We start from the raw sequence: 23,543 nt of genomic DNA on the forward strand, positions 1-23,543 counted from the left end.
AGAAAATCAGTTTACATGAAATATAGAATAGAAAAAGATACGATGGGGAACGTTGAAGTTCCTGCAGATAAACTTTGGGGAGCGCAAACACAACGTTCTCGCATGAATTTTAAAATAGGTCCTGCTGGTAGTATGCCACTGGAAATAGTTTATGGTTTTGCCTATTTAAAAAAAGCAGCGGCTTTTACTAATTGTGATCTGGGCGTTCTAGAAGAAAGTAAACGAGACCTTATTGCCCAAGTTTGTGATGAAATCTTAGACGGTAAACACGATGATCAATTCCCGCTTGTGATCTGGCAAACTGGTTCTGGTACACAATCTAACATGAATGTGAATGAAGTAATAGCAAATCGTGCTCATCAACTTGCTGGTAAGGTTATAGGTGAAGGAGATAAAACCATACAACCAAATGATGACGTGAATAAATCACAATCTTCTAACGATACATTTCCAACAGGAATGCACATCGCTTGCTACAAAAAAGTTGTAGAAAGTACCATTCCTGCGATAAAGCAATTGCGCAATACATTACATAAAAAATCTATAGACTTTAGCGAGGTTGTAAAAATAGGACGTACTCATTTAATGGATGCTACTCCACTTACCTTAGGTCAAGAGTTTTCAGGATATGTTTCTCAACTGGATCACGGTATTATTGCTTTAGAAAATACCCTAGCTCATCTGAGACAACTAGCCTTAGGAGGAACTGCGGTAGGAACTGGTCTTAACACACCAGAAGGTTATGATGTAAAAGTGGCAGATTATATCGCACAATTTACCGAGTTACCATTTAAAACAGCCGACAATAAATTTGAAGCTCTTGCTGCTCACGATGCACTTGTAGAAACTCATGGCGCATTAAAGCAAATTGCCGTTTCATTGAATAAAATTGCTCACGATATAAGAATGCTAGCTAGTGGTCCTCGTAGCGGTATAGGAGAATTAATTATTCCTGCAAACGAGCCTGGAAGTTCTATCATGCCAGGAAAAGTAAATCCTACTCAAGCCGAAGCTATAACCATGGTTTGTGCAAGAATTATGGGTAATGATACTACTGTTACTGTAGGTGGAATGCAAGGTCATTTTGAACTTAACGTGTTTAAACCTGTTATGGCAGCGGCAGTTCTTGAAAGCGCTCAATTGATAGGTGATGCGTGTATTAGTTTTGACGAGAATTGTGCTGTAGGAATAGAACCTAATAAAGAAACTATCAAGTCTTTACTCGATAACTCATTAATGCTGGTAACTGCTTTAAATACTAAAATAGGATATTACAAAGCTGCCGAAATCGCAAATAAAGCCCATGAAGAAGGAACAACTTTAAAAGCTGCGGCTCTGGACTTAGGTTACGTCACTTCTGAGGAGTTTGATGAATGGGTGAAGCCAGAAGATATGGTAGGACATAGATAACATCTAGTTACTGTAATATATTAAAGGATGCTTAAGAATTATTTTAAGCATCCTTTTTTAGTTATATATTTATTTTTCTGAAATAAAAGAAACTTTTGTAATCAACTTGTTGCGTTTCCGCTTTCGCGAAAGCGTCATGATTTTTATAAATAAGAATATTTAAGCATTTGCACTACACCACTTTTCATTTCTCAACCAAAGAATTTATGAACCACAATACTTGGAATACATTTTACAAAGACACCAAACAATTACAAAAACCAGCACAAGCACATCAGTTACTCTCACAAAGTGATATCAATCACTTACAGGTGCTGCTTATAGATGTCTTAAATGGATTTTTAAATAAAGGACAACACCACATCGGGATGAAAATCTATATAGATAGTGAGCTACGGAATGACTATATTCTTAAATTAGTGGAGCATCCTCCTAAGGTAGGTGAATCTCTTGAAGAATGGTCGCATCAAATTTTTGGTGAACAAAAGTTTGGAATGATTTTAATAGGACTAGAACAGTACAGTAATGCTTTTGCAGAAAAGGCCGCATCTTTGGTCTCGCCTTTGCTCAAAACTGCTGGAATGCCAGTTCATGGATTATCATTTCTGTTTTTTATGGGGAATTATGGTTTCACACCTTTTGGGATTCATAAAGAAGCTACTGGAGAAGATGGGATCTTATTTCATTTAGGTCCAGAAAATAAACAATTTTATACATGGGACGATCCAAAGTTTAACGCACTAGACCATAATACTCAGGTATTTCATAACGTATCTGAAATGATATCTGAAGGTGAGGAATATATTTTAGAACCTGGTGATGCTATGTTCATACCTCACTATGTTTATCACATAGGAAACACCTCGGAATTTTCTTCAAGTGTGGTTTTAGATTATATAAATCCTCCTAAGGATCAATTTGAAAATGATTTGATACAAGCCACTGGAGAACAAGGATTAAAAAATCATGTAAATTATGAAAAGCCTATAGAAATAGAAGCCACTCCAGCGTTATGGAATCAGCTAATAGACATCCAATCAGTTCAACGAAAAATGGAACTAGTTTTATCTAGAAATATTCTTAAATTGAGAAGTAATGGTGGACTAGCAAGAAAATCTATAAGAAATCACGCTACAATGCCTAGTGATATGAATGCTAATTTCAAGGGTTTATCTATATTCCCTTTGCTTTTTGAGGTTCAAACTGATGATTCTGTGTTAATATTTGCGCGAGGACATCAAATGGTTGTCAAAAACCATCCTAACCTAATTGAGTTAATTAATAGGCTTAATAATGGAGCAACAATTTCAGTATCGTTAGTACATAGCCTATTGGGACCAGCTTGGGATTTAATCGATGTTTTTAGTTTCTTACAAGAATTGTTTTCTAAAGATGCTATAGAGATAGATAATTGATTAAAAGTACTTCGTGGACACATTAACCAAATAGCTTTATTTTTAAATCATATTTTTAATCTGTTTAAAAAATTTGTTCTCATTTCTAGTAAAGTAAAAAATACATTAGAACTTTTATTACTCATCATTGCTGGTGAGGCTAACTTTATTTTGCCGTTTGTTTTGGCACGTATTTTTAGACCAACTGTTCTGGAGCTATATCAATTGACTAATGTTGAATTGGGTGTTTGTTTTTCTATTTATGGTACTGTAGCTTTCTTCTCTTATTTTCTAGGTGGCAGCTTTGCAGATAAATATCAGCCTCGGTATTTAATGTCTATATCACTGCTATTAACAGCAGTTGGAGGTATTTACATGGCTACTTTTCCATCATTTTATGAATTGAGTCTTCTTTACGGTTATTGGGGTTTTACAACTATATTCTTGTTTTGGGCAGCTATGATTAAAGCAACAAGAGTCTGGGGCGGAAAGAATAAACAAGGAATTGCTTTTGGATTACTCGATGGTGGTCGTGGAGCTGTTTCTTTTGGTTTTGGACTGGTAGGTCTTTATATATTTTCAATATTCTTAACTCAAGAAATCGAGTTTACAGCTTTAATAGAACGTCAAGAGGCTTATAAATATGTCGTACTTACGTGCTCCGCCTTAATAGCATTCGTTGCTGTTCTAGTTTTCTTCTTTATTAAAAACGAAACTAGACCAACCGACGTTAAAGACAAAGTTACTTGGCGTCAGTTACTTCATAAATATTTAGTTGTCATTCAAATAAGGTCGGTATGGCTGCTCATGGTTATCATTTTATGTGCTTATACCGGCTATAAAATCACCGATTATTACTCGCAATTTGCAAATGAAGTTATGGGATATGATGACCTAGTTTCTGCTCAAATAGGTGGTAATCTTCTTGGAATACGTGTATTTATAGGAGTTGTAGTAGGCTTCTTAGCGGATAAAACTAAATCTTCATTGATGATGATTTATGGTTTTGCGATTACCATTATAGGTGCAAGTATGTTTAGTTCAGGAATCATAAATGCTAACTCGACATTCCTTTTTTGGTTTGCAATAATTCTAACTGCGACAGGAGTTTATGCTTTTAGGACCTTGTATTTCTCGGCAATTCAAGAAGGTAAAATCCCTCTTGCGGTAACTGGAACAGCAGTCGGTATGATCTCTTTAATAGGGTATACTCCAGATATTTTTATGGGACCACTCACTGGTTATTTTATTGATAACTCGCCTGGCTTGCAAGGTTATCAGCAAATTTTTGGCTTGCTTATAGCTTTTTCTGTAATTGGCCTCATTGCTTCTGTGGCTTATTACAAATGGCATCCCAAACAAGAATCTACATAGATTTCTAAGCATTTCATGAATTACCTCATGAGCGACTATTAAACAGCTGTAACGGCTTATCTTAGATTTGATCTCGCTTTCGCGAAAGCGCAAAAAAAAGCAACCTTCTCAGATTGCTTTTTAATAAATCAATTATAAAATAAAAACTATCGCGGATTCACTATCAAATCTATGCGAGCAAGTAAATCTTCATAATGATATCGATTTACCTTATTTCCTGCTCTATTTCTCTTAGTTCTTAAAGTAGATTGCAAAGATTTAAGTTCACCTCTAACCAAGGCTTGTACATCACTCTGGTCTTTATTATAATTACTAAATCGAGAATCCTCATTCATTAAATACTCTAATCGCTCTACATAAGCACGTTGTAAATTTCTTTTATAAACGTCTACTTTAGCATTTGTAAATATCGCACTTTGTACATCGTCCATTAAGTTTAAAGCACTGTAGTAATCTGTTTCTGTCGTTTCAGCATTTATCAATCTACCGATACGATCAAAACTCAATAAGTTATTTAAATGACGTACTTGAACAGATCTAAGGCGTTCAAAATAAGCGTCTGGACTTATGTTTTTTACGATGTTGCGATCGATCAACCATTCTGGTGTGTCAAAAACATTTTCTTTAATCCATTGAACGGATTCCTTTTGCGTTTTCTTATCCACCGTGCTATAAACTGTTCCTGCCTGTGTCGGTTTCTTAAGATCCTCATTTACTCCACCTACATTAGTCACTACATGACCTACATATCGCGACCACACGCCTAACATTTCACCATATAATTCTTGTAAATCGTCATAGTTATCAGTTTGTTGTGACGTCCATTGAGGAAGGTTCTTTGCAACATATTTAAGGTTTTTTATACCGTATGTACTTGCCTTAATTGGGTCATTTCCTATAGCTTCAGTTTGAGATTGTGGATCAAACCTACTACTCTGCCTACCAAATTTATATTTAGGATCACCTGCCTTTTCCATGATCCACGAGTTTAAGGTTTCGGTTTCAGCTTCTGGTGTATTTGCATTTGGGATTACACGATAACCCCAATTTGTTGCGTAATGGTCATAAGGTCCCATCTGTCTCACAAATCTTATATTTTCATCTCCAGGTTGAGCGATATAATTGTAACGAGCATAATCCATAAGACTTGCTGCGATACCATTTTTCTGTGTGAAATCTCCATTTCTATAATCTTCTACATCATAGGCGTAACTTGCAGCCATATTATGAGGGAAACCTAGTGCGTGCCCTACCTCATGTGCAATCACTTGACGCATCATCTCTCCTATCTCTTCAGAATCTGTATCTAAAGTACGAGCATTAGGATTTGCAGCACCTGTTTCAAGTAAGTATCTATTTCTATAGGATCTCAAATGGTTGTGATACCAGATGATATCACTTTCAATAATCTCACCACTACGCGGATCACTAACTGATGGACCTACTGCATTGCGCGTAGTACTAGCGACATATCTTACTACAGAGTAACGAATATCTTCTGGAGAAAACTCAGGATCCTCTTCTTTGCTAGGTGCATCTTTTGCGATGATGGCATTTTTAAATCCTGCCGTTTCAAATGGTTTTTGCCAGTCCTCGATTCCTTGTTTGATATATTTTTTCAAGTTTTCTGGAGTCCCTGGATCTAAGTAATAAACTATTGGCTTTACTGGCTCTACTAATTCGCCACGAGCATAAGCTTCAGGATCTTTAGGCTCTAATCTCCAGCGGCGTATGTATCTTTTCTCATCAGCTTTTAACTCTTTGCTAGAATAATCAATTTGACCAACGGTAAAGAATCCAACTCTAGGATCATAAAGTCTAGGTTGCATAGGATTTTCTGGTAACAAAATCATGGATTGATTCACCTGTAAGCTTATAGAACCTACAGAACCGTTAGAAGGTGGTTGTGCCGCGTTAAAAGTAAAGTCTTGCTTTACTTCAATATTTTTAGGAAATGATTTTACAGAGTTGATAAAACTACGGCTGGAGTCCAAGTTTCTTACTTTGTACTGGCTTCTCAATCGAGAATTTAAACCACTGATAGAAGGTACATCGCTACTTAAAAATTTAGAAACGTCTATGACTACAGCCGTAGAATCTGCATTAAAAGTCTTGATGTCAAAGGCATACATGATAGGTTCATAATTATTAACCTTTACAGAGTTATTAATTGCAGCGCTTTCATCTAGTGCCACTTCATCATAAGATTTTACCTTTAAAAGTACTTTATCTTGAAAACGCTCCCAAGAAACTACTTGCTGGTTTGTTTTAGAACCTGCATTGAGGTAGCCACCACCTAGATTGTTAGGGATTTGTGCTATACGAGTCACCCATAACATATCCTTTTCAAGCAATTCCTGAGGGATTTCATAGAAATATTCCTCATCAATTTGATGTGTTTTAAAAAGCCCATCGTCTGTTATGGCTTCGTCAGTTATTACTTCAGAATACGGTTTGAATTTCTGGTTCTTTTTAGAACTTTTTTCAGTGTTTGGTTCTTTTTTATTTACAACTTCTTGTGAAGTCTTACAGCTGCTCAAAAACAGAGTAATTATTGCAAAGGAACCTAATAAGAAATATTTTTTCATTGATTCAGTAAATTAGTTTGGTCGGGAAATTAATTAAAAGGAAAGAGAGGTGCTCAAAATAACAGCAGCTTAACAAAACATTATAGGAAAACTTGAAAAACACCTCAACTTTATTAAAGAAGTACCAAAGAAAAAACACCTCTTTCACTCAACTTATTTTAAGAGGACAGTGTAGAATTCCGCTTTCGCGAAAGCGGGATAAAAGTAAAACTCTAAAGCCAATAATAATTGGTCATATCCTTAAAGTACCTTAACTTTACTATATGACTGATGTTGAAATAAAAGAGGAAAATAAACTGATAGCAAAGGGCTATAAAGACCTTTTAAAAATCAGTTATCAAATGCTTACCGATGAAGATAAAAAGCTGATTAGAAAGGCTTTTGACATCGCCGTAGAAGCACACGCACCACAACGGCGTAAGTCTGGTGAAGCATATATTTTTCATCCTATTGCAGTTGCAAAAATTGTTGCTAAGCAAATAGGACTTGATGCAACCGCTATTGCTGCAGCTTTGTTGCACGACGTTGTAGAAGACACTGCTTACACATTATCAGATATAGAAAGACTTTTTGGTGAGACCATAGCACGCATTGTTGACGGTCTTACTAAAATTGCACACCTCAAGAAAGACGCTGATATCTCACAGCAAGCCGAGAATTTCCGTAAAATGCTATTAACCTTAAATGATGACATTAGAGTGATCATTATTAAAATAGCAGACCGTTTGCACAACATGCAAACTATGGACAGCATGCCCGATTACAAACAAGTGAAAATTGCCAGTGAGACACTTTATATTTACGCTCCTATTGCTCACAGATTAGGTTTATATAACATCAAGACAGAACTGGAGGATCTAGGTCTAAAATATACGGAGCCAGAGGTTTTTAACGATATCCAGCAGTCCATTGTAGATAGTAAAGAAGACCAAAAGAAATACATTAAAGATTTCAGTGCAGTTATAGACGAGAGTTTGCATAAAGAAGGTCTGGAATATAAAATTTCAGGACGTCCTAAATCTGTTTTCTCTATAAGACGTAAAATGCTAAAACAGAGTGTTTCCTTTGATGAAGTCTATGATAAATTTGCGGTACGTATCATTTTTAGAAGTGATAGAGCAAATGAAAAGTTCCTCGCCTGGAAAATATACTCTGTTGTAACAGATCACTTTACACCTAACCCAGTACGCTTAAGAGACTGGATCAGTTCGCCTAAATCTACTGGATATGAAGCCCTGCATATTACTGTTATGGGACCAGACGGCAGATGGGTTGAAGTTCAAATTAGGTCAGAACGCATGCATGAAATAGCCGAAAAAGGTTATGCTGCGCACTATAAATACAAACAAGGAAATAAGGAAGATGGTCTTGATGAGTGGCTCAATCGATTACAAGAAGCCCTCGAAAATCAAGATGGTAATGCGGTAGACTTTGTAGAGCAATTCAAATTAAACCTATACAGTAAAGAAATATTTGTTTTTACTCCTAATGGTGAGTTGAAATCGTTACCTAAATCTGCAACTCCTTTAGACTTTGCATTTGCAATTCATACAGAAGTAGGTTTACATACTCGTGGAGCTCGAGTGAATGGTAAGTTAGTGCCACTATCTCACGAATTAAAAAGTGGAGATCAAGTAGATATCATCACTTCCGAAAATCAGAAACCTACTAAGAACTGGCTGGACTATGCCACAACAGCAAGAGCCAGATCTAAAATAAAAGGCGCTTTAAAGGAGGATCAAAAAATTTTGGCCTCTGATGGTAAGGAGATCTTGAAAAGAAAATTGAAATCTCAAAAAATACCTCTAGATGAAACTAGTGTGAATCAAATGGTGAACTTTTTTAAGTTAAAAACCAGTCACGATCTATTTTATAGAGTTGGTAATGGTACCATTGATAATAAGGCTATTAAAGAGTATGCAAACAGCCGTAGTAATGCGCTCTATTCTTTTCTAAAAAATAAGATTAGGAAACCGAAAGAGAATCCTGATATTAATAAAGAAGAAGTTACTGAAAATTATGATGCTATAGTTTTTGGTAAAGAAGGTGCTACATTAGATTACACTTTATCAAAATGTTGCAATCCTATAGAAGGTGATGATGTTTTTGGATTTACTACAGTAAGTGAAGGAATCAAGGTTCATAAAAAGAATTGTCCTAATGCCATAAGTTTGCAAAGTAAATTTGCTTACAGAATCATCAGTGCTAAATGGATTGACTCCACTCAACGAGAGTATAAAGCCGAATTAAAATTAACTGGAATAGATAGAATGGGACTGGTACAGGAAGTGACCAGAGTGATTTCAGAAAACATGCATGTAAATATTAGAAATATTTCATTTAATAGTAATCATGGTATTTTTACAGGAGAAATTACGGTTGTAGTACCTAATAAAAACCTGCTTACTTCTCTCATGCAAAATTTAAATAAATTAAATGGTATCGATAAGGTAACCAGATCTTAAAAATATGAGTCAAATTATCAACAACCTTGAAAAAGAACAAGAAATAGTAAGAAACGTATTCACTCAATTTCTGAGTGAAAACAAGCATCGCAAAACTCCTGAAAGGTATGCGATTCTAGACGAAATTTATGCTAGTGATGAGCACTTTGATATAGAGTCTTTATATACTAAAATGAAGGATCAAAATTATCGTGTAAGCCGCGCCACTCTTTACAACACAATTGAACTTTTATTAGAAAGTAAACTAGTAAGAAGACATCAATTTAATCAGAATCAATCGCATTATGAGAAATCATATTTTGACAGACAACACGATCATTTAATCTTAACGGATACTAACGAAGTGATTGAGTTTTGTGACCCTAGAATAGAGTCAATAAAAAAGACAATTGAAGAGGTATTTGATGTATCGATTACCAATCATTCTTTATATTTTTACGGCGTTAAAAACACAACTGAAAAAAAATAACAATGGCAGTAGATTTATTGCTCGGTCTTCAATGGGGCGACGAGGGAAAAGGTAAAATAGTAGACGTGCTTACCTCAAACTATGATATTGTCGCTAGATTTCAAGGTGGTCCAAATGCTGGACATACTTTAGAATTTGACGGTATTAAACACGTATTAAGAACAATACCTTCTGGAATATTCCATGATAAGTCTATGAATGTCATAGGTAACGGAGTAGTTATTGATCCGGTAGTTTTTGTTCAAGAATTAGACGGTTTAAAGAAATTTGACATTGACTATAAAAGTAAATTGATTCTTTCTAGAAAAGCTCATGTCATTTTACCTACGCATAGGTTGCTCGATGCAGCTTCTGAGGCTTCCAAAGGAAAAGCAAAAATAGGTTCTACCCTTAAAGGAATAGGACCTACTTACATGGATAAAACTGGCCGTAATGGTATCAGACTAGGAGATCTAGAACTTAATTCTTGGAAAGAAAAATACAGAGCTTTAGCAAATAAGCATGAGGAGTTGATTGCATTTCATAATGTAGACATTCAGTACAATCTTCCAGAAATGGAAGAAGAATTCTTTAAAGCTGTCGATGTCTTGAAAGAATTGACGTTTATCGATAGTGAAGAGTATTTGCAAAATGCCCAAAAGAGTGGTAAAACCGTTCTTGCCGAAGGTGCTCAAGGATCTTTACTTGATATCGACTTTGGAACTTATCCTTTTGTAACCTCTTCAAACACTACTGCTGCCGGTGCATGCACTGGTCTTGGAGTTGCTCCTAATCAAATAGGAGAAGTGTATGGTATTTTTAAAGCATATACTACTCGCGTAGGAAGCGGTCCTTTCCCTACAGAGTTATTTGATGAAGTAGGTGCCGAAATGGCAAAAGTAGGACATGAGTTTGGCGCTGTTACTGGTCGTGCTCGTAGATGTGGCTGGCTGGATCTTGTGGCACTTAAATATACGTGTCAAGTAAATGGTGTTACACAGTTAATGATGATGAAAGGCGATGTCCTCTCTGGTTTTAGTAAATTAAAGGTTTGCACTGCTTATAAATATAAAGGAAAAGAAATCACTCATTTGCCATATAATATTGAACCAGAAAACGTAACTCCTATTTATTCAGAATTTGATTGCTGGAAAGAAGATCTTACTAAAATGAGAGAAGCTTCTCAGTTTCCAAAAGAACTAAACGCTTACATCGATTTCTTAGAAAAAGAATTAGAAATCCCGATTAAAGTAGTGAGTGTAGGTCCTGATAGAACCCAAACCATTCACAGATAAATTTAAATTCTCAAATCCCAAGCTTCAACTCTTGGGATTTGATTTTCTTTGAAGAAATAGAATTATACTTACTTAGGCCAAATTTTCATTAGTGATGCAAAAAAGTAAATAATGCCTTTAAAAAAACATATCACCACATCAATCAAAGGAATGCTCATGGGCGCGGCAGATGTTGTTCCAGGCGTTTCAGGTGGGACCATAGCTTTTATCACTGGTATTTATGAAGAACTCATAAAAACCATAGATGGAATCGATCTTCAGCTATTAAAAGACTTCTTCAAAATCGGTATTAAGAATACCTTTGTTAAGTACAATTTAAGTTTCTTGCTCTCCTTAGTAATAGGTATTGCCATTAGTATTTTAAGTCTATCTAAACTACTCACCTATCTATTAGAAACCTATCCTGTTTTATTGTGGTCCTTCTTTTTTGGTCTCGTACTCGCAAGCGTTATTTATATAGGTAAACAAATCCCTAAATGGAATGTTGCCGTTATCATAGCTATTGTAATAGGAACAATTATATCATACTACATCACTATTGCTGAGCCATTAGGATCACCAGACAGCTGGTGGTATATCATTTTCTCTGGTTTTATCGCCATTATTGCGATGATATTACCTGGAGTTTCAGGAGCTTTTTTATTACTTCTTCTAGGAAGTTATAAAACGGTTTTAGGCTCTATATCAGGTTTGATGGAAGCTGTGGCAGCTGGAGACTGGTCGCAAGCATGGGATTATTTAAGTAACCTGTTGCTTTTTGCTGTAGGATGCGTGACTGGGCTCAAAGTATTTTCTAGAATATTGACTTGGCTTTTCCAAAATCAAAAGAACCTCACCCTAGCGTTATTGACCGGTTTCATGATCGGTTCGTTAAATAAGTTATGGCCGTGGAAGGAAGTTCTCAAATATCGAACTAATAGTCATGGAGTTGAAGTTCCATTTTTAGAAAAGAGTATCTCGCCTTTTCAATTTGATGGCGATCCACAAATAATATACGTTTGCTTATTGGCTCTTCTAGGGTTTGTATTGATCCTAGGATTAGAAAGATGGGCAAATGAAAAACAACCATAATTGCGACAGCCTACAAGAAGCTTTACCGATAAACTATTTCTTGTATTAAAAGGAATAGCTATGGGAACTGCAAATAAAGTTCCTGGAATAAGTGGTGGCGTCGTAGCATATGTAGGTGGATTCTATGAAGAATTTATTTATTCTCTACAAAAACTAAATCTTAAAGCAGCAAAGCTATTGTTTTCTGGAAGATTCGGTAGCTTCTTTGATTACATCAATGGCAGGTTCCTTTCTTTATTAATTCTAGGTGAAGCATTAAGCTATTTTACGGTAAGTAAAGGATTTGACTTATTGATATCTTACTATCCTATTTTAGTCTGGGCGACATTTTTTGGTATGATTCTAGGCTCGATTTATTATATTTCTCGCAGTTATGGAGAATGGACGCGCAGGAATGTTATTATTTTAATCATAGGAATTACCATAGGAATAGGTACTTCCCTACTCGATCCAGCCAAAGAAAATACTAACTTACTCTTTGTATTCTTTTGCGGCATGATCAGCATTTCAGGAATGACGTTACCTGGTTTGAGCGGCAGTTTTATACTTATATTACTAGGGAATTATGTGTTACTTCTAGTTGATAGTATCAATGCGTTTTTTGATACCATGGTTGCTATTTTTCAGGGTGATTTCTCATGGTGGTACGATCCAGTTCACATGGAGTTATTACAAGTTCTCAGTGTTTTTACCGTCGGTTCTATTGTAGGTTTGATTAGTTTATCTCATCTATTAGGTTGGACTATTAAGCACTACCGCAATGAAACTAATGCAATGATTATAGGATTTATTACAGGTTCTTTGGGAGTCGTTTGGCCTTGGAAAAAAGAAGTTTTTAAACGCACCTCAGAAGGTCTTCTTGCTTTAGATAAAAATGGCGATCAAATCCTTGAGAATTACAGCCGTTACTGGCCAGATTTCAACGACACCTATACTTGGATAGCTGTTCTTATGATATTAATAGGTTTTTTAAGTGTTTATATATTAGATCAATATGGAAATAAAGCAAATCCCATCTAGCATTTTTGGATTAGTAGGAGAACGACTCGATTACAGTTTTTCAAGAGCCTATTTTGGTGAAAAATTTGATCAACTAGGACTAGATGATCATCACTATAAAAACTTTGAAATGAGTAGAGAGTTTTTATTATCCCGCTTTCGCGAAAGCGTTACCTACAACGAGCAAACTAGAACGACTAATGGCAAAAATGAAATTCTAAGAGGTCTCAACGTAACGATTCCTTATAAAGAAGACATGCTGCAAGTAGTGGATGGAATAAGTGAGGAAGCCAAAGCAATAGGAGCGATAAATACAGTAACTATTGAGAATAATATCTGGACAGGACACAATACCGATTGTTATGGTTTTGGGAAAAGTCTAGAACCGTTCTTACCTATAAAAAAGAATGCTCTTATTTTAGGAACTGGTGGTGCTTCTAAGGCAGTAGCTTACACGCTGGAGGCTTTACAAATTCCGTTTCTATTTGTGAGTAGAAATCCACAAGATGAATTTACAATTGATTACAAATCAGTGAATAAAGAGGTTCTAGAAATGGTAAGTCTCATTATTAATACTACACCGCTAGGCGTTGTTCCAGAGGTACACTTAAGACCAGATATTCCTTATGAGCATCTTAATGAAACCCATATTCTTTATGATCTGGTTTATAATCCTGCGCTTACGCTTTTTATGAAACTAGGGCAACAACAAGGTGCTCAGGTAATCAACGGTTATGAGATGTTAAAGCATCAAGCAGAAAAAGCATGGGAACTTTGGAATAAGTAATGCATCATAGCATTGTAGGTAAAGAAGAATCTATTTATCTTGCCGTTCCTATTAAAAATTATAGTAATGGAAAAGAATGACAACCTGCAAAATGCAGATGGAAATGCGCCAGAAATGGATCCAAAGAATACCGAATCACAAGACGCTCTTGAAAATGCGATGGTAGAAGAAGCTTCTGACAAGGATTACAAATCTGAAGGTCAAGAAACTACTGACAGTGAAAATAATAGTGAGCAGCCTGTGAAAAGTGGCACTAACAAAGTAGATCAGCCTACTGAAGATGCTTCTACTACTCATGAAGATGCTATTGTAAATGAAAAAGAAGCCGTAGAAAAATCTGAAGACCCAATAGTAGAAGTTGAAGATGAAACTGAAACTGCTGTATCAAAAAATGACGAGACAACCTCTGAATCAACTGACTCTACAAAAGATGATGAGGACGAGGATGATAATGAGCCAGAAGACGATAGCGTTAAAGAAATAGAAGAAAAGGATTATGCTTCAATGGAAATGCCTGCTTTAGTAAACGAGTTGCGTTTCTTAATGCAAGAATATCCTATAAATAGTTTCAGATCTCAAGCTGAAGACATTAAAAAAGCTTTTGAAGCTGCAGATGCCGATGCTAAGAAAGAAGCACAGGAAAAATTTAAAGAGGACAATCCGCCGAGTGATGATCCTCTAGCGCCAGAGTTTGAATATAAAAATGAGATCGCGACAGAATTCTATGATCTTCATTCCCTTTATAGAAAGCAAAAAGGACAGTTTCAAAGAGACAAACGCAAGCAACAAGAAGATAATCTTGCAAAACGTCGGGAGATCATTGAAAACATAAAACTTCTTATAGATCAAGAAGAAAATATAGGAACAACTTTTAAAAAGTTCCATGCACTTCAAGACGAGTGGAAAGCAACAGGAAATATTCCTCATGATGCGTATAATATCACATGGGAAGATTACCGTCTAGCGACTCAAAACTTTTATGATTACATAGATTTAAGTAAAGAGTTGCGAGATAAAGACTTTGAACGCAATCTTGAATTTAGAAACAAAATTATAGCACGTGCGGTAGAATTAGGTGATGAAGAAAACATTCATAAAGCCCTAAGAGAATTACAAGAGCTGCACCGCATGTGGAAAGAAGACGCTGGTCCAGTTGCAAAAGAGATGCGTGATCCTATCTGGGATGAATTTAGCGCAGCGACAAAAATCATTCATGATAAGAGACAAGCTTATTATGAGGAGCGCGATAAAATAAATGCAAAAAATCAGCTTATAAAAGAAAATATAGTTGCTGAAATTGCAAAGATTACAGATCAAGGAGCAAAAAACCACAAAGAGTGGCAAGAACGTCTAGAAGAGATTAAAGTTCTTAGAGAATTGTTTACTACCACTGGACCTGCGCCTAAAGCTGTAAACAATGAGTTGTGGAATCAATTTAGAACGGTAACTAGAGAATTCAATAAAGCTAAGAACGATTATTACAAAGGTCTTAAGAAAGAGCAGCAAGATAATCTAGATGCAAAAATGAAATTGATTGCCATAGCCGAAGAGCATCAAGACAACGAGAATTTTGCTGAAGGTTTGCAAATAATGAAACGCATCCAGGCAGAATGGAAACAAATAGGTCATGTTCCTAGAAAGGATAGTGATAAGATTTGGAAACGTTTTCAAAAAGCTTGTAATGCCTTTTTTGATAAGAAAACAGCTCAAAAGAAAGAGGATAGTAAAGAAGAAGTTGAAAATTTTGAGGCAAAAATGAAAATTTATGATGCCTTAAAAGAAATGATTCCTCAAGATGATAAAAAAGCAATGCTTGCTCAAGTCGAGCAGCACATGGCAGATTGGGCAAAAATAGGTCGCGTTCCTTACAGCAAACGCATGATTCAAGATAAGTTTGAAAAACTATTACAAGCTAAATTAAAAGCGTCTGGATTAAGTGCTGTTGATGCCGAAATGCTAAAGTATCAAAACAAGCTCGCTAGTTTACAAAACGGAGATGAAAAGGATTTTAAAAACGAACGTTTCTATCTAAGAAAAAGACGTGATGAAATTCAAGATGAAGTAAGACAACTCGATAATAACTTACAGTTTATCAATGCTAAGGACGATACGAATCTATTTTTAGTTCAAACTAAAAAGAACATTGCAGAATTGAATAAGGAACTAGACGTTATTAAGGAAAAGCAAAAGCAACTGAATATTCTTCAAAGACAAATGAAGAAAGAGGAAGAAGAAGCTGCGGCAGCTGCGGCTGCAGAAAAAGAAGCTGCAGAATCAAAAGAAAGTGAAGAACCGGCAGAATAATTTCTGATTGTTGTTCTTTGATACAAAAGCTGTTTTAAAAATTTTAAAACAGCTTTTTTTTATACCTTACTACTGCTATATAAGTCTTAATCTTAAAAGTCTTTATTATGTTCAAAAAACTGGAGAAAATACTCGGTAAGCCCATGAAGTACTATGAAAATCTCATGGCTTCTAGGAAAGAGAATGCTCAAATCACAGATACTCAAAAGCAACTGATTCTAGATCAACTAAAACCCATAGTAATAAACGCAGAAGGATTTGACTCCTTACCTACTATTTCTGAATCAGACGTAAAGAGTTTTATTGAAGTACCGAAAAATAAAAAAGGAATCTCAATTCCCTGCAAAGGAATTTTTAAGTGGACCGATCAAGTCCTTTTTCTTTTTGTCAATGATGATACAGCGATCAAAGACGCTTCTAGCTATGAATTGATTTTAAAAGACGTGCAACAAGAACAAGTGGCTCAAAAAATAGGCTTTCAAAAAGGTTCGGAGTTGAAGAGTTTACCCATTTGGGAAGAGATCATCCATAGATTTCCAGAAGTTCATAAATTGATAGTTAAAACGCATCGAGAGCATCCCTGGACATTGTATAAAGAAACCGCAAAAGAAATAGAGCCAATCACATCCTACAAAACGGTTCTAGGAGGCTATCCTAAATGGCGTATTAATAACATAGACTTTCGAAAAATAGAACAGCTTGAGTTTTTATTAGAATATAGAATTGCAGAAAAAGACTTTTCTATTTACTTTTTTAAAGATCCTCATACTCATGAAATCAGTTCCTTCGAACAAAAAGATTAGAGTAATACATAAAAAAAGCTGTTTCAAAAGTAATGACTCTTGAAACAGCTTTGTGATTATAAGCTAAGACGCTAAATTAAAATCTACTAAGCGGTTTGCTTTTTAATTTTTTCAATATGGTATTGTACTAAACCATCAATCGGTCTACGTACAATGTTACCTACTTCATAACCAAATTCAGCAGCGACTTGTTTTATTCTCGCTTGTGCAAAATGAGCTATACTACCTACAAAGTGTACTTCGTGTGATTTTATTTCTTCGCTAAATTGAAGAATCATATTACGTGAAAATTTACGCAAGCCTTTACGCAGTAATTTCTTTATATAACGTTCTTCTAGATTTTGGAAAATAAACTCTGCGTGATTTGCTAGAAACGCGTTAGGATTAGGTTGCTTGTACAAATGAAACTTAATGTAATCTGGATCCATGTTGTAAGAATCGGCAAACTTTTTCATTAAGTCTTTAGGCATATTTTTAAAGCCATAATCTCTTAATAAGTTCTTGCCGTACCAGTTACCACTTGCCTCGTCCATAAGAGTATATCCTAAGGAAACAACACGTTGTTCAATATTCTTCCCATCTGAGAAACAACAATTAGAACCAGTTCCTAGAATACAAACTACTCCAGGCTCATCGCCTACAGCAGCATAAACAGCAGCAGCAGTATCTTCTTTAACTACTACTTTACTGTTGTGAAAATAGCTTGCAAGAAGTATTTCTAAGTTTTTTCTCGGTCCTTCTGTACCACAGCCAGCGCCATAGAAAAACACTTGCTCTACATTTGCTTTATTTTCAACCAGCTCTTCACTTTCGAGGATGCGTTCTTGCAATTGCTCTGTAGTGAGAATTGCAGGGTTCATTCCACGAGTACGTGTTTTAAAAAGTTGCTTACCATCATTATCTAGCGCAATCCAGTCAGACTTTGTAGAACCACTGTCAGTTATAAGAATCATAAAATTTATTCTAAGGTTAGTGAGAAAAGAAAAGCGTTGTAATTTAAGAGATTACAACGCTTTTTATCAAATAATTATAACGAGTTTACTTTCTCAGCTAGATCTACTAATTTATTAGAATAACCGAATTCGTTATCATACCAGCTTACCAGTTTAAAGAACGTAGGGTTCAATTCGATCGCTGCACCAGCGTCATAAATACTCGTACGAGCATCGCTCACAAAATCCTGAGATACCACTGGCTCATCAGTATAACCTACCACACCTTTCATGTCGCCGTTTGCCGCTTTCGCGAAAGCTGCATTAATTTCTTCTAGACTTGTTTCTTTTGCTAACTTCACCGTTAAATCTACTACAGAAACATCTACCGTAGGAACACGGAAAGCCATACCAGTAAGTTTTCCTTTCAATTCTGGAATTACTTTAGTTACTGCAACAGCAGCTCCTGTAGAAGTAGGAATGATATTATTCATAGCACTTCTACCTAAACGATAATTCTTCTTACTAGGTGCATCTACAGTTTGTTGTGTTGCCGTAGCAGCATGAACTGTAGTCATTAAAGCTTCTTGAATACCAAAGTTATCGTTCAATATTTTTGCCATAGGTGCAAGACAGTTCGTCGTACATGAAGCGTTTGAAACAATATGATGATCTACTGTTAGTTCTGAGTCGTTTACTCCCATAACAAACATAGGAGCTGTTTTTGACGGAGCAGAAATTACTACTTTCTTAGCACCAGCATCTAAGTGTGCTTGTGCATTATCAAGATCTGTAAAGATACCTGTACAGTCTGCAACCACGTCTACTCCTACTTCATCCCATTTCAAGTTCTTAGGATCGCGCTCACTTGTTACTCTTACCGTTACACCATCGATGATTAAATTACCATCTTTGATCTCAATAGTACCACCGTAACGTCCATGAACAGAATCGTATTCTAGTAAGTATGCTAATTGCTCTACATCTACTAAATCGTTAATGGCTACTACTTCTACATTTTCTCTTTTTAATGTAGCTCTAAAAACGATACGACCTATACGTCCAAAACCGTTTATTCCTAATCTTAATTTTTTACTCATCTTTTACTATTTATTTATAATTTTTATAATTCAAACTTGATCAAGATAATAACCTTAAAATCAGTTTGCTTTGTTTCCTATTTTAGACAGTTGGAACTGTTATTTTATATTTTAAAAAATTCTGAACGCATAACTTACTTCACAACAACATTAAGTCGTCATGATATCACTTACACGTATCAATTCAAGATCGATGTCTGTTTTACCTTTTACCGCTTTATCGATAGGACACAATACCATTTGAGTATCTTTTATTCCTACCATGTAATTAGTCTTTCCTTCTAGAAGACTCTCTACTGCTTTCACGCCCATGCGACTTGCAAGAACACGATCTGCACAAGAAGGAGAACCACCACGCTGCATATGTCCTAAAACAGATACACGCACTTCATATTCTGGTAAGTTTGCTTCTACATAATCTTTAAGTTCAAAAACATTTTCACCAGTTTGATCACCTTCGGCAACTACAACTATACTAGAAGACTTTCCAGACTGTCTAGAGCGTTTTAAACTTTCTAGTAATCGATCTTTTCCTAAGTCTTCTTCTGGAATTAATATTTCTTCAGCTCCTGCTCCTACTCCTGCATTTAATGCGATGTGTCCGACGTCACGACCCATTACTTCTACAAAGAACAAACGGTTGTGTGAACTCGCCGTATCTCTAATTTTATCGATCGCTTCTACTACTGTGTTCAGCGCGGTATCATAACCTAAAGTAGCACTAGTCCCGAAGATATCATTATCTATTGTACCAGGAATTCCCATAACTGGAATATCAAATTCTTGAGAGAAAATCATCGCACCAGTAAAACTTCCATCTCCACCTATCACTACTAAGGCATCCAGCCCCTTTTCTCTCGCTTTCGCGAAAGCGGACTCACGACCTTCCTTAGTTCTAAATTCTTGCGATCGTGCAGACTTAAGTATCGTACCACCTTTATTAATGATATTATTTACACTACGAGCATTCATTTCTTTGAAATCACCTTCTATTAAACCTTGGTAACCTCTATAGATTCCTATGCACTCAATTTCATGAAAAGCACAGGTACGAACTACAGATCGTATAGCGGCGTTCATACCTGGAGAATCACCTCCAGAAGTCATCACACCTATTTTATTTATTTTACTATTCATTGCATTTTTAATAATAACCATGCTAATCTATTAAACTTTTACCGTTGAAAGTAGCTAATTATTTTATATTTAGCATTTCCACAAAATTCAAACGTTATCGTTAATAACTTTTTTTATGAAATTAGAAATCATTGACATTTGCATCATTGTTTGCTTCTTTTTAGTCTCTCTAGCTATAGGAATAATCGTCTCCAAACAGAGTTCTAAAGACAGTTCTTCTTTCTACCTATCTGGTAGAAATATGCCATGGTGGCTTTTAGGTGTTTCTATGGTTGCCACCACATTTGCTGCAGACACGCCTAATCTGGTCGCTGGACTCGTAAGAGCCGATGGTGTTTCTGGAAATTGGGTCTGGTGGGCGTTTCTATTAACCGGTATGCTTACCGTATTTTTTTATGCCCGATTGTGGCGCCGTAGCGGTATTACTACAGATCTTGAGTTTTATGAAATGCGTTACAGCGGTAAAAGCGCTGCGTTCTTGCGTGGTTTTAGAGCTATATACTTAGGAGTCGTCTTTAATATTATTATTATGGCAACCGTTTGCCTTGCTGCGATCAAGATAGGTCATGTAATGTTCGGTTTTAGCGCAGGAACCACTTTGGTTTATGCCTCTGTTGTTACTCTAGCCTACTCGCTTTTAGGAGGTTTAAAAGGCGTTTTAATAACTGATTTTGTCCAGTTCATCATTGCGATGGTAGGATCGATCTGGGCGACATGGTACATTCTTGATTTACCAGAAATCAACGGTATGGCCAACTTAATAACGCATCCTAATGTACAAGAAAAGCTGGACCTCTTGCCCGACTTTAGTAATACCGATATGATGATGGGAATTTTTATCATTCCTATCGCGGTACAATGGTGGAGCACCTGGTATCCTGGAGCTGAGCCTGGTGGTGGCGGTTATATCGCACAAAGAATGCTGGCTGCCAAAGATGAAAAAAACGCCACTTGGGCAGTACTTTTCTTCAATCTAGCACATTATGCACTACGTCCATGGCCGTGGATCATTATAGGACTCGCTTCCTTAATCATTTACCCAAATCTAGAATCGCTCGCCACAGCTTTTCCTGATCTGGATAGTAGTTTTATCAAAGACGACTTAAGTTATCCTGCCATGCTCACCTATTTACCAGCAGGATTATTAGGACTGGTCGTTACCTCGCTCGTTGCCGCATTTATGAGTACCATTTCTACCCATTTAAATTGGGGTTCTAGTTATGTGGTAAACGACTTTTATGCCCGATTTATAAAACAAGACGCCAGCGAAAAAGAAAAAGTCATCATAGGACGTCTTTCTATGGTTGCCATGATGGCACTTGCCGCAGCGCTGTCCTTTGTGCTGGAAGAAGCAAAATTTGCCTTTGACCTCATTATACAAATAGGAGCTGGATCTGGACTCTTATTTATACTGCGCTGGTTCTGGTACCGCATCAATCCATGGTCAGAGATTACTGCAATGGCAGTTTCTTTTGTTATTGCGCTATTGTTTTTTATCAACTCTAGTGAAGAATTAGGATTAGAAAACCAACTTTTTGGCGCGCTAGAGAGCTGGCATATGATATGCATTAATGTATTCATTACCAGCATTGCCTGGCTGGTCGTTACCTTTCTCACTGTACGTAGCAACCAAAACACCATAAACCGTTTTCACGAAGCTATCTTTGGTAAAGAATCTAAGTTTCACAACTTCCAGTACAAAACCATAGGTTTCCTTTTAGGAGTAATAGGCGTTTATAGTTTGCTATTTGCCACTGGTAAATTGCTCTATAATGAAATAGGTATAGGTCTGGGATTGCTATTTGTTTTTCTAGTCTGTACCGCAAGCATTATAGGATTGAGAAAAAAGTTGTTTTAGAAAAGTTTCGCTTTCGCGAAAGAGAGAACGTCCCAATTAAGTTATCAACAATTGTTGAAATTCGTAAAAAGTTCTCATATACACCTAAAAGCGCAATATATAAAAATTAGCAAAAAAGTTCTCATATACGCCTAAAATGGTATGGTTAGTATATAGTTATTTATTAAATTGCTTATATATACTAGTTGTGGTGCATTTGAAAAAAATGAAAATAAGACAAATTTCGATATTAATATTTACTCTTTCAGTAGCCTTTTCTTGTAGAAAATATATTCAAAAAGAAACTACTGACTATAAATATTTTGACAGACCTAAATCTGACACAATTTCGATTAATAAACTGAAAGCAATAACAGACGAAGAATATTTACAATATGGAGTAAGAGTTGCATTTGTAAGTGAAAACAATGACACTATTATTCCATTTGGTAAATATGCATATTACGGAACCGATACATTAGAGTTTTATGCGAATGTAATTGAACATCCGAATGATAGTACTTATGGAAGACAGATTGCTATCGACAGAAATCAGAATGTTTTGTTTGATATTGTAATGTTTGACAATGGGCCAGAACCTTTTAATAATGGACTGACTCGAGTTCTTAGAAATGGTAAAATGGGCTACGCCAACAAATTTGGTCAAATAGTGATTTCTTGTGAATATGATTATGCAAAATGGTTTGAAAATGGAAAAGCCGAAGTGACTTATAAGGCAAAAGAGTATTTTGATTTGGAAGAACATAAAAGAGTTGAAAGTGACGAATGGTTCGAAATTGACAAAAAGGGAAAGAAATTAAAATAAAAACGACACCACAACAAGGTGTATAAAACATAGCTAATAAGTGTTTAACCGAAAGGTTTGTGTATACTTAGAAAGTCCGCCAAATTTTTAATTTGGCTTTTAAAAAGAGAAAAATTAAAAACAAAATATAAAAATTCGGTTCTGTGTTTATCCGAAAGGTTCGTGTCTTTTTACACGCTACGTTTCATACACAAGTCCGTTGAAAAAAATCAACGATTTCGCAACATTGAAATTCATCGATTCTATTCTGAGCTTGGGTTTAATTTAGCAGTATTATGCTGGATATTACGATGTAGCTAGCCTTTCAAGTTGTTTCGATTGCATCGTTGAAAACTCTTGTTTTCAGAACGTAAAAACGTACAAACAACTTGTAAAAGGTAGCGTAAATAGAATAGAAATCCGCATTAACACTCTGAAATTATGTCAGCTACAGAATGATCTTACAGAAATCAACGTCCCTTATACTCAGGTATAAAGGGCATAGATTCCTTATGAAGTTTTATTTTCATTTATTGACGAGTGGCAAATGATTGACATTTAACAACACTAGCGATAATTCATTTCAAAGAGAAGACAGTAATTTAGATCAAAGTAATATCTTTAGAGCAATCAACTAAGAATTAACGGTAAGGGTTGATGCGTGAAACGAATCATAGCCTTACCGTTACCCACAATTTAAAAAAACATCGAGACTTTAAACAAAATAATCAGTTGGATAAATGATAATTCGGGATTTTTATCCTTGATATTATTTATTGCGACAATCATTTATG

General features: G+C 35.8%; 17 protein-coding genes. 13 read left to right on the top strand and 4 right to left on the bottom strand.

Going from position 1 to position 23,543, the window contains the following annotated elements; all coding sequences use genetic code 11:
- Positions 1 to 15 precede the first annotated feature (15 nt).
- The 3 genes from fumC (at position 16) to DDD_RS16100 (ending at position 4,178) form a co-directional block, all read left to right on the top strand.
- Positions 16 to 1,410, top strand: coding sequence for a class II fumarate hydratase (fumC, locus tag DDD_RS16090; RefSeq protein ID WP_015364020.1), 1,395 nt, complete (start codon positions 16 to 18; stop codon positions 1,408 to 1,410).
- A 206-nt stretch (positions 1,411 to 1,616) separates the two neighbouring features.
- Complete coding sequence (locus DDD_RS16095) at positions 1,617 to 2,825, top strand: hypothetical protein (RefSeq protein WP_015364021.1); 1,209 nt, start codon at positions 1,617 to 1,619, stop codon at positions 2,823 to 2,825.
- 162 nt (positions 2,826 to 2,987) lie between these two features.
- Entirely contained in the window at positions 2,988 to 4,178 is a 1,191-nt protein-coding gene (locus DDD_RS16100; RefSeq protein WP_236613385.1) for an MFS transporter, read from the top strand.
- Positions 4,179 to 4,324: 146 nt separating this feature from the next.
- Here the strand turns inward: DDD_RS16100 and DDD_RS16105 are convergent, their stop codons facing one another.
- Entirely contained in the window at positions 4,325 to 6,766 is a 2,442-nt protein-coding gene (locus DDD_RS16105) for a zinc-dependent metalloprotease (protein ID WP_015364023.1), read from the bottom strand.
- 263 nt (positions 6,767 to 7,029) lie between these two features.
- Between DDD_RS16105 and DDD_RS16110 the strand changes: the two genes are divergently transcribed.
- The 8 genes from DDD_RS16110 to DDD_RS16145 all read left to right on the top strand — a co-directional run bounded on the left by DDD_RS16110 (position 7,030) and on the right by DDD_RS16145 (position 16,938).
- A complete protein-coding gene (locus tag DDD_RS16110) occupies positions 7,030 to 9,231 on the top strand; it encodes a RelA/SpoT family protein (protein ID WP_015364025.1) in 2,202 nt (733 codons plus the stop codon).
- Between the two features lie 4 nt (positions 9,232 to 9,235).
- The gene (locus DDD_RS16115; RefSeq protein WP_015364026.1) at positions 9,236 to 9,700 is read left to right on the top strand and encodes a Fur family transcriptional regulator; all 465 of its coding nucleotides are present in this window, start codon (positions 9,236 to 9,238) and stop codon (positions 9,698 to 9,700) included.
- Between the two features lie 2 nt (positions 9,701 to 9,702).
- A complete protein-coding gene (locus DDD_RS16120) occupies positions 9,703 to 10,974 on the top strand; it encodes an adenylosuccinate synthase (protein ID WP_015364027.1) in 1,272 nt (423 codons plus the stop codon).
- A gap of 111 nt (positions 10,975 to 11,085) precedes the next feature.
- Complete coding sequence (locus tag DDD_RS16125) at positions 11,086 to 12,045, top strand: DUF368 domain-containing protein (RefSeq protein WP_015364028.1); 960 nt, start codon at positions 11,086 to 11,088, stop codon at positions 12,043 to 12,045.
- Positions 12,046 to 13,065: a DUF368 domain-containing protein gene (locus DDD_RS16130; RefSeq protein ID WP_015364029.1), complete on the top strand. Its 1,020-nt coding sequence runs from the start codon at positions 12,046 to 12,048 to the stop codon at positions 13,063 to 13,065. It abuts the gene before it with no gap.
- Entirely contained in the window at positions 13,040 to 13,831 is a 792-nt protein-coding gene (locus tag DDD_RS16135) for a shikimate dehydrogenase family protein (protein ID WP_015364030.1), read from the top strand. Before DDD_RS16130 ends, DDD_RS16135 begins: the two co-directional genes overlap by 26 nt.
- A gap of 66 nt (positions 13,832 to 13,897) precedes the next feature.
- Positions 13,898 to 16,135 (top strand): DUF349 domain-containing protein, encoded by a 2,238-nt coding sequence (locus DDD_RS16140; RefSeq protein ID WP_015364031.1) that lies wholly within the window; start codon positions 13,898 to 13,900, stop codon positions 16,133 to 16,135.
- A 107-nt stretch (positions 16,136 to 16,242) separates the two neighbouring features.
- Positions 16,243 to 16,938: a hypothetical protein gene (locus DDD_RS16145; RefSeq protein WP_015364032.1), complete on the top strand. Its 696-nt coding sequence runs from the start codon at positions 16,243 to 16,245 to the stop codon at positions 16,936 to 16,938.
- A gap of 86 nt (positions 16,939 to 17,024) precedes the next feature.
- On the opposite strand, the gene DDD_RS16150 is transcribed toward DDD_RS16145, so the two are convergent.
- From DDD_RS16150 to pfkA, 3 genes are all read right to left on the bottom strand, one after another.
- On the bottom strand, positions 17,025 to 17,891 hold the full coding sequence (locus DDD_RS16150) for a BadF/BadG/BcrA/BcrD ATPase family protein (RefSeq protein ID WP_015364033.1): 867 nt from the start codon (positions 17,889 to 17,891) through the stop codon (positions 17,025 to 17,027).
- Between the two features lie 74 nt (positions 17,892 to 17,965).
- Positions 17,966 to 18,970, bottom strand: a complete 1,005-nt coding sequence (gene gap / locus DDD_RS16155) for a type I glyceraldehyde-3-phosphate dehydrogenase (RefSeq protein ID WP_015364034.1) — start codon at positions 18,968 to 18,970, stop codon at positions 17,966 to 17,968.
- A 150-nt stretch (positions 18,971 to 19,120) separates the two neighbouring features.
- Positions 19,121 to 20,107, bottom strand: coding sequence for a 6-phosphofructokinase (gene pfkA / locus DDD_RS16160; RefSeq protein ID WP_041567515.1), 987 nt, complete (start codon positions 20,105 to 20,107; stop codon positions 19,121 to 19,123).
- A gap of 115 nt (positions 20,108 to 20,222) precedes the next feature.
- Here pfkA and DDD_RS16165 point away from each other — a divergent pair, with 115 nt between their 5' ends.
- Together DDD_RS16165 and DDD_RS16170 are read left to right on the top strand one after the other, a co-directional pair.
- Complete coding sequence (locus DDD_RS16165; protein WP_015364036.1) at positions 20,223 to 21,965, top strand: sodium:solute symporter family protein; 1,743 nt, start codon at positions 20,223 to 20,225, stop codon at positions 21,963 to 21,965.
- Between the two features lie 205 nt (positions 21,966 to 22,170).
- Complete coding sequence (locus DDD_RS16170; protein ID WP_015364037.1) at positions 22,171 to 22,770, top strand: WG repeat-containing protein; 600 nt, start codon at positions 22,171 to 22,173, stop codon at positions 22,768 to 22,770.
- The last annotated feature ends 773 nt before the right edge of the window (positions 22,771 to 23,543 follow it).

Origin of the sequence: Nonlabens dokdonensis DSW-6 (assembly GCF_000332115.1) — a bacterium.
Lineage (GTDB): Bacteria > Bacteroidota > Bacteroidia > Flavobacteriales > Flavobacteriaceae > Nonlabens > Nonlabens dokdonensis.

What these genes read in the sequence shown, in the direction of transcription:
- fumC (WP_015364020.1), top strand. Translation starts at nt 16, where the DNA reads ATGAAATATAGAATAGAAAAAGATACGATGGGGAACGTTGAAGTTCCT.
- DDD_RS16140 (WP_015364031.1), top strand. Translation starts at nt 13,898, where the DNA reads ATGGAAAAGAATGACAACCTGCAAAATGCAGATGGAAATGCGCCAGAA.
- DDD_RS16165 (WP_015364036.1), top strand. Translation starts at nt 20,223, where the DNA reads ATGAAATTAGAAATCATTGACATTTGCATCATTGTTTGCTTCTTTTTA.
- DDD_RS16170 (WP_015364037.1), top strand. Translation starts at nt 22,171, where the DNA reads ATGAAAATAAGACAAATTTCGATATTAATATTTACTCTTTCAGTAGCC.
- DDD_RS16110 (WP_015364025.1), top strand. Translation starts at nt 7,030, where the DNA reads ATGACTGATGTTGAAATAAAAGAGGAAAATAAACTGATAGCAAAGGGC.
- DDD_RS16115 (WP_015364026.1), top strand. Translation starts at nt 9,236, where the DNA reads ATGAGTCAAATTATCAACAACCTTGAAAAAGAACAAGAAATAGTAAGA.
- DDD_RS16120 (WP_015364027.1), top strand. Translation starts at nt 9,703, where the DNA reads ATGGCAGTAGATTTATTGCTCGGTCTTCAATGGGGCGACGAGGGAAAA.
- gap (WP_015364034.1), bottom strand. Translation starts at nt 18,970, where the DNA reads ATGAGTAAAAAATTAAGATTAGGAATAAACGGTTTTGGACGTATAGGT.
- pfkA (WP_041567515.1), bottom strand. Translation starts at nt 20,107, where the DNA reads ATGAATAGTAAAATAAATAAAATAGGTGTGATGACTTCTGGAGGTGAT.
- DDD_RS16125 (WP_015364028.1), top strand. Translation starts at nt 11,086, where the DNA reads ATGCCTTTAAAAAAACATATCACCACATCAATCAAAGGAATGCTCATG.
- DDD_RS16135 (WP_015364030.1), top strand. Translation starts at nt 13,040, where the DNA reads ATGGAAATAAAGCAAATCCCATCTAGCATTTTTGGATTAGTAGGAGAA.
- DDD_RS16145 (WP_015364032.1), top strand. Translation starts at nt 16,243, where the DNA reads ATGTTCAAAAAACTGGAGAAAATACTCGGTAAGCCCATGAAGTACTAT.
- DDD_RS16095 (WP_015364021.1), top strand. Translation starts at nt 1,617, where the DNA reads ATGAACCACAATACTTGGAATACATTTTACAAAGACACCAAACAATTA.
- DDD_RS16150 (WP_015364033.1), bottom strand. Translation starts at nt 17,891, where the DNA reads ATGATTCTTATAACTGACAGTGGTTCTACAAAGTCTGACTGGATTGCG.
- DDD_RS16105 (WP_015364023.1), bottom strand. Translation starts at nt 6,766, where the DNA reads ATGAAAAAATATTTCTTATTAGGTTCCTTTGCAATAATTACTCTGTTT.